Annotated in this window: 11 protein-coding genes; 6 read left to right on the top strand and 5 right to left on the bottom strand. The window is 39.2% G+C overall.

What is annotated here, in order from left to right:
• The 5 genes from ACE1CM_RS25805 to ACE1CM_RS25825 all read right to left on the bottom strand — a co-directional run.
• A partial coding sequence (locus ACE1CM_RS25805; RefSeq protein ID WP_374881701.1) for a hypothetical protein occupies positions 1 to 368 on the bottom strand: 368 nt, incomplete at its 3' end.
• Between the two features lie 73 nt (positions 369 to 441).
• Positions 442 to 585, bottom strand: a complete 144-nt coding sequence (locus ACE1CM_RS25810) for a hypothetical protein (RefSeq protein ID WP_374881703.1) — start codon at positions 583 to 585, stop codon at positions 442 to 444.
• Positions 586 to 918: 333 nt separating this feature from the next.
• Positions 919 to 1,164: a hypothetical protein gene (locus ACE1CM_RS25815; RefSeq protein WP_374881704.1), complete on the bottom strand. Its 246-nt coding sequence runs from the start codon at positions 1,162 to 1,164 to the stop codon at positions 919 to 921.
• Entirely contained in the window at positions 1,151 to 2,266 is a 1,116-nt protein-coding gene (locus ACE1CM_RS25820; RefSeq protein WP_374881706.1) for a hypothetical protein, read from the bottom strand. The genes ACE1CM_RS25815 and ACE1CM_RS25820 overlap by 14 nt, the downstream gene beginning before the upstream one ends.
• Positions 2,263 to 2,988 carry a hypothetical protein gene (locus ACE1CM_RS25825; protein WP_374881708.1) on the bottom strand — a complete coding sequence of 242 codons (726 nt, stop codon included), beginning with the start codon at positions 2,986 to 2,988 and terminating at the stop codon, positions 2,263 to 2,265. The genes ACE1CM_RS25820 and ACE1CM_RS25825 overlap by 4 nt, the downstream gene beginning before the upstream one ends.
• A gap of 120 nt (positions 2,989 to 3,108) precedes the next feature.
• Between ACE1CM_RS25825 and ACE1CM_RS25830 the strand changes: the two genes are divergently transcribed.
• The 6 genes from ACE1CM_RS25830 to ACE1CM_RS25855 all read left to right on the top strand — a co-directional run.
• Positions 3,109 to 3,711 carry a hypothetical protein gene (locus ACE1CM_RS25830; RefSeq protein ID WP_374881710.1) on the top strand — a complete coding sequence of 201 codons (603 nt, stop codon included), beginning with the start codon at positions 3,109 to 3,111 and terminating at the stop codon, positions 3,709 to 3,711.
• Between the two features lie 263 nt (positions 3,712 to 3,974).
• Complete coding sequence (locus ACE1CM_RS25835) at positions 3,975 to 4,406, top strand: hypothetical protein (protein WP_374881712.1); 432 nt, start codon at positions 3,975 to 3,977, stop codon at positions 4,404 to 4,406.
• Between the two features lie 144 nt (positions 4,407 to 4,550).
• Positions 4,551 to 4,673, top strand: coding sequence for a hypothetical protein (locus ACE1CM_RS25840; protein ID WP_374881714.1), 123 nt, complete (start codon positions 4,551 to 4,553; stop codon positions 4,671 to 4,673).
• Between the two features lie 119 nt (positions 4,674 to 4,792).
• Positions 4,793 to 4,969: a hypothetical protein gene (locus tag ACE1CM_RS25845; RefSeq protein WP_374881716.1), complete on the top strand. Its 177-nt coding sequence runs from the start codon at positions 4,793 to 4,795 to the stop codon at positions 4,967 to 4,969.
• 27 nt (positions 4,970 to 4,996) lie between these two features.
• Entirely contained in the window at positions 4,997 to 5,263 is a 267-nt protein-coding gene (locus tag ACE1CM_RS25850) for a hypothetical protein (protein WP_374881718.1), read from the top strand.
• A gap of 126 nt (positions 5,264 to 5,389) precedes the next feature.
• On the top strand, positions 5,390 to 5,793 hold a 404-nt coding region (locus tag ACE1CM_RS25855; RefSeq protein WP_374881720.1), incomplete at its 3' end, for a hypothetical protein.

Below are 5,793 nucleotides of genomic sequence, written 5' to 3' on the forward strand. Positions count from 1 at the left end.
CGGGTCACTCCCTCCTGAGCGATTTTACTCATCTGCCTCTCAAACTTCTCCCACCTATCTCCATCCGTCGGCAACACGATACGCCCAGCACTACCAGGAACATTAGCATCTTTATGAATGCCAAAATCACCGCGGGTAACACCATCTACCTGAACCGTAAATGGCTTAATAGGATAGAAATTTCCATTTATCCCTACTTTATTGGGCATGGGAATTGGCTTAGTTTCTACCCACCAACATTTCAGTTGAGCGTCCCACGTTGATGGAATTGCACCTCGCCCTTTATCTGCTACATTACGACGGTCTTGCCATCCAACAGCACCACTAATATCTGTATAAACTTCAATTAATTCACCTCCTTTAGTCAATATCATTCTGCCAATCAAAAGTATTGTCTAACGTTGTAATTCCCTAAAAAATCCCAGCATGTAACTCATTTTCTTACTCCTCGTAAATATCAGTATTTAATTCTTTGTATAGCTTAACCGCTATTTCTTCACCAACTCCTTCGTAAATTACCTGCTTGATACTCCACATAAATCCTATGGGTTCTCTTGTCAAAATTGACCACTTATCTCGCTGCATCCATTCTTGTTAAAACATATCCTGTTTTACGTCTTCTTAGCAGTCAGCCTTTTCTAAATCACTTGGGTGAATTTCTGTAATTTGATTGGGTTTTTTATTCGCCTCTGTTTCTGACTCCTTAATTGGTTCATTATCATCTCTGAACTTCTTCTGCCCTGCCTTGAGAGATTTCTGAAATTCCTGATTATTTTTGGCGATTTATTCTAGATTATCCTGAATTTCAATTGGATTGCTGGTGATATGTTAAAGTACTTGATCCAAGTTTTGATCGGTGCCCAAAAATTGAGTAAGGTTGGTTAACTTGCGATGCAATATAGTTCGATGACTGTAATTTTATGGAAACCATGCACCGACATCAAAAATAGCGCCAGCACGACGTAATGCATTGCCAACCTTGGCACTATTTTCAGCGGCTATTTCAGCAAGAGTTTGAGTGTTATCCATTAAATCTCGAACTGACCACAATAGAGTGCTACCTGTGCTGAGGATGCGGTTTGTTGCAGCCCATCTAGCCTTAAGCGCTTCCCAATTTTGCACTCCAAATATCCGTCTCCCAATCGCTTCATTATTGAAATGCACCTATGAATGATTTTTCAAAATCAACTGCTTCACCTTCAATATCCTTGACGCCCAAAGCATCTAAAGCAATATTTAATCCGTTGTATACTACTTTAAAAATAGTTTTGCTCAAGCTGGATGACAACATAGCTGCATTATGAATTACAGCGTTCAAGGTAATCACATCAATGATTCTTCCAACATCAATCATTGAGCCAACACTCTTAAAATTATCAAAATTTTTTTGAAATCCCTCTTGAACTTTGACAGCGGTATTGGTTACGGTCTGTTTAATATTGGTAGGATTTTGAAAAGTCTTGTCTAACATTCCTTCTGGTGCTGTTACTCCTGCTACCGTTAATGTGGCTACCGCAGCAGCGCGATTATTAAATTGCCAATCTCTGTTATTCAACCATTCAGTACGAGACTCACTTTGAAACGCTTCTATTTGTGAGCCTAACTCAGTTTTAACAGTATTAACTGCTTGCTTAACTCCAAAGCTTTCAGCTTTAATTAGTTTATTTGTACTACCTGCTGTCATGCTTATACCTCTAGCAAGATTTGATTGAACCTCTCTCAGGTTGCTGTCAACAGTAATAACGTTGTTATTAACAGCTAAAAACCCTTGTTCAGTTATTTCTCTTAAACCCATAAGTTCTTGATCTAGTGCTGTTACCCTGTCACGCAATGCAAGTAATTCATTGATGATTGCAGAGATTCGCTGTATCTCTGTTTCACTAAAAAATCTTGCCATCAAAATAGCAAAAGTAACACCAATAATTTTAAGTGCTATTCCTAACAATGCTTTGACTGCTGAAACCAACCCACCAATTCCACCCCTCACTATATTTCCAGCGTTTTGAGCGATATCATCAGCAGATGAACCCAATTGATTGATTAATTGCTGAACAGGGGTAGGACCCAAACCGGGTAGCACACCTGACGACACCATTCCAACTGCTGTCACTGCACCACTTGTAATTGCAGAAGAAACCGCACTTAAATCTCCACTTTGGAGTTTCTTAGCAAACTCTTCATCTAATAATTGGCGAATATTTCCAATTCCACCAATGATGTTGGCGTATTCGCTAGAACCACCATTAGGAGGAAATCTTCCTGTCATCTGTATTGCTCCAAATTCTGTTCAATATTTCTCATGTCTCTCATCAGTCTAGTATATTCATCTCGTGTCATACAAAAATATCCAAAATCAAAGTCACTGGTTATTGGAATATCCCATGGTGGCGGTTCTTCGTCGTCATCATCATCATCGTCGTCGTCATCGTCGTCAGATGGCGGTTCACGAACTGGTTCTGTTTCAAATCTTGCAGTCTGGTAAGTAACAATAACATTGGTTTGTTTATCTTCCCAAATTGTTCCAGGATCATAAATAATGAAAGAAACCTCTCTAAAAATTCCAGCTATTCTAAATCCTGTTCCAGGTACACCAGACAATCGTGCATCTTCATATAAATAAAGCGAATTTTCTCTTGTCCGAATTTCTCCTGTAGCTCTAACAGCACCATTTCCCCAGTATTGAAGAACTGGAGTAGATTTCGTTTCTGTAAACCGACGAACTTCAAATCCACCAACAATAAATCTGTATCCTTTTTCTTCTATATTTCCAGTGGCGCTCCCGAAACATCCACGTCTGCCACAGCTGTATCTCATGCTGCCATCACTAATATAGACCCTAGAAGCTGTTTTACTGGTTAATCTGTATCTACCAGGAGGAGGGGTTAATATATCTGACAATTCAAAGTTAATATTACTTAATCCGTCTAGATTTGTAGGGGTTCTTCTAGCATTTTTTAGATCGTCTGACATTACAATTGGTCTAGCCATAGTTAATTCACCTATATGTCCTCAACAAATACAGCAGTTATTATACGCTTTGCACTATTATAACACAATCCTAGAGTCAAGCAATATTTTGCAGATATTGATGATGTTGAAGGAAATGCGTTGTTAACTAGGAGAGCGCTTGCTAGACAAGCGTGTCTGGTGGAAATACAGGACACCCTCGATATAATTAATTTCAAAATCTGGGTGTTTAATGAATATATTTTGGTAAATGAACCAAATTTTTATGGGATAACCGCTATATTTCATAGTGAAAGCAACGAATTTAAACCTCAAGTCATGTTGTATTTTGAGGGCAGAAAAGAAGATGAAGGTGATGACCCTGGTATCTTGACCACCGAAATAATTTTTAGGCTTTTTTGCCAAGAAAATAGTATTACCAAAACAAGGTTGCAGCTTTTAGCGAGAGAAATAAAACAACAATTTACAACTCCTTCATTTAAATGGCGGAAGGGAACAGAGATTGTGACGTACTACAAACCTTCTGATGGTTTTGAGTTAAGACTTTATGTTGTTAACAAGTCAGAACGAGTTAGGGTAGTTCAAAAGGTGGTAGGACTTACTGATAGGGTTTTTGACCCAGAATGCATTAACCATAGTAAGAGCGACCGCAACTTTCCTGTCAATCCTGGAACAGAAATGGTCTTAGGTGAACGGCAGAAAAAAAGGAGACGGCGCCCAATAGGGGAGGTGACCTTTGAATAGGCCCAATTTAGCTGGTACAAGCTCACCAAGCCAATCATACTTGTTAACGATGGGTATCGATTCAGAAGGGCTATTGAATCGGCTAATTTTTAACTCCTCTATTTTTGTATTGAATACATGTATTGACTCCAAAAATTCAATACAAAAAGATATGCCTTCTCCCCAAGTAGTACTTGGTTAGTTTGTCTGGAAACCATAGGGTTTCTGAATCAAATAGAACTTATAATGAATTTGTAGAATAGGGGAAAAGATTGGAGGATCCTATGGCACGTCGTCAACGATTCAGTAATCTATTAGCAGGTCTAAATTACCTGCGTCCAGTTACTGGTGGTACTGTTTCAGCAGAAGCACCAGCTGGTACACCATTACGAAACTTTCAAGAATATCGTGCTGGAAGAACTCGTCGAACTATTACTCGTACTGCTGCAAGTAATCCAGGTGCATCAAAAGAAAGATATCTTGAATTATTTAGTGCTGACTTTGTTGACGCTACAGCAAAAACATCTGTTTCAGGTCGTGCAGTTTCTACAGGTTTGACTCAAATAGCTGGATTAACTCCAACCATTTTAGGGTGGGCAGAAACTGGAACTGCCAAATTTAACGGAGAATTTATTCCTTTGTTTTCGTCGAACAGGTGCTGGCGCAGGAACACCGCGACGTTCAGAAATTACAGGGTTACAGAGACGAAGAGTTGAAGGAGCTTCTTATACATTTCCATTTGGAAGACTAGCTGCGGGGGATAGGTTTCTTGAGCGAGCAACAGCAATCGACAATGCTACAGGTGATAACGTGAATGTCAGCTTCAGTCCTGAATTAGTGTTTGACAATCCAAACTAATCATGAATAATTCGAGTGCGTTAGACTTGCTTTGCACTTATTCTTCTGTCAATCCTGCTGCTGTTATCGAAGAACGAAGATGGTTCCTTGAAAAGTCTCTAGAAGCTAATCAAGCTGTATCATAATTTTGTCTTGGACGAATTGATGTGGAAACCTTCCTTGACAAGATAGAAGCAGCAGGAGTTGACATTGATAATTACTTTGAAATAATTGAAGACAATTTCAACTTCATAGGAATAGGGTAATGACTCAACCAGTTTTACAGTTGAGTAGAAGTGATTTATGGACGGAAGTACACAATACTGTCTACCAAAGCAGTGGTTTTGTAGGTCGCCTTCTTGTCCCCATTCCTCATGCTTACGTTCCTGTTGTTTTTACCAACTTTGTCTCTGTTATTTGGTGCTTTAGTCTTCAACTATAAGAGCGCAAATGGCAGAGGGGATGCAAAGTGTCTCAAGTTACTCCAATTGGTGTTGCAATTGGAGGCGTACCAGGCGCAGTAACAAATACCAGGATTATTAGTCAAGATGTACCAACATTATTGGCGTTCTCTCAATATACTGACGAGTATTCATTACGACTTGACTTCTCTCCCTGGTATCGCAATTTGCAAGTAGTGGTTTACCAGTACATTGGCGCAGTAACTGATACCACTACTGAATCACTCAAAAATATTCAAACCAGCCTCAACGTAATTGCACAAAGATTGTCATGACCAGCAACAATCAACTTACTGTTAACGTATCTCCTTTAACTGATAGATAGAGTAGATACTTTACAACAATCTGTTATTCAGCTGCGACAGGAACTAATTCAAATTCCTCACACTATTCCTGTTAAATTGCCAGACTTTACTGAACCTGTTCCAGTAAATATTCAGAAGGCATCACCGCGAGTAAATCTTACTGAAATATCAACGTTACTTGCTGAAATCAAACAAATTATTGAAGCTCAATCAAACGCTTTACCACAAACACCTACTATGTTTGAAATTTATTCGCTTTTAGGTAGTACCATTACCGCTCAAGGTTGGAATGTTGCAACACCTTCTGATTTATCTGCTGTTGTTGACAACAATCCAGGTACTGCTACTACTTGGGGTCCCATGACAGGCACAGGTAATCGTGGTTTTATTCAAGTTGATTTAATGCAAATCAATCGATATTATGTCGAAATAAAACTCGGAATTAAAATGGCACCAGAATTTCCCGGAGGTGAAGCTGATTGGTTTGCAGGAATGTCTGA

The sequence above is a fragment of the Microseira sp. BLCC-F43 genome, assembly GCF_041929235.1.
GTDB lineage: Bacteria > Cyanobacteriota > Cyanobacteriia > Cyanobacteriales > Aerosakkonemataceae > Microseira.

What these genes read in the sequence shown, in the direction of transcription:
- ACE1CM_RS25825 (WP_374881708.1), bottom strand. Translation starts at nt 2,988, where the DNA reads ATGGCTAGACCAATTGTAATGTCAGACGATCTAAAAAATGCTAGAAGA.
- ACE1CM_RS25820 (WP_374881706.1), bottom strand. Translation starts at nt 2,266, where the DNA reads ATGACAGGAAGATTTCCTCCTAATGGTGGTTCTAGCGAATACGCCAAC.
- ACE1CM_RS25845 (WP_374881716.1), top strand. Translation starts at nt 4,793, where the DNA reads ATGACTCAACCAGTTTTACAGTTGAGTAGAAGTGATTTATGGACGGAA.
- ACE1CM_RS25835 (WP_374881712.1), top strand. Translation starts at nt 3,975, where the DNA reads ATGGCACGTCGTCAACGATTCAGTAATCTATTAGCAGGTCTAAATTAC.
- ACE1CM_RS25810 (WP_374881703.1), bottom strand. Translation starts at nt 585, where the DNA reads ATGCAGCGAGATAAGTGGTCAATTTTGACAAGAGAACCCATAGGATTT.
- ACE1CM_RS25840 (WP_374881714.1), top strand. Translation starts at nt 4,551, where the DNA reads ATGAATAATTCGAGTGCGTTAGACTTGCTTTGCACTTATTCTTCTGTC.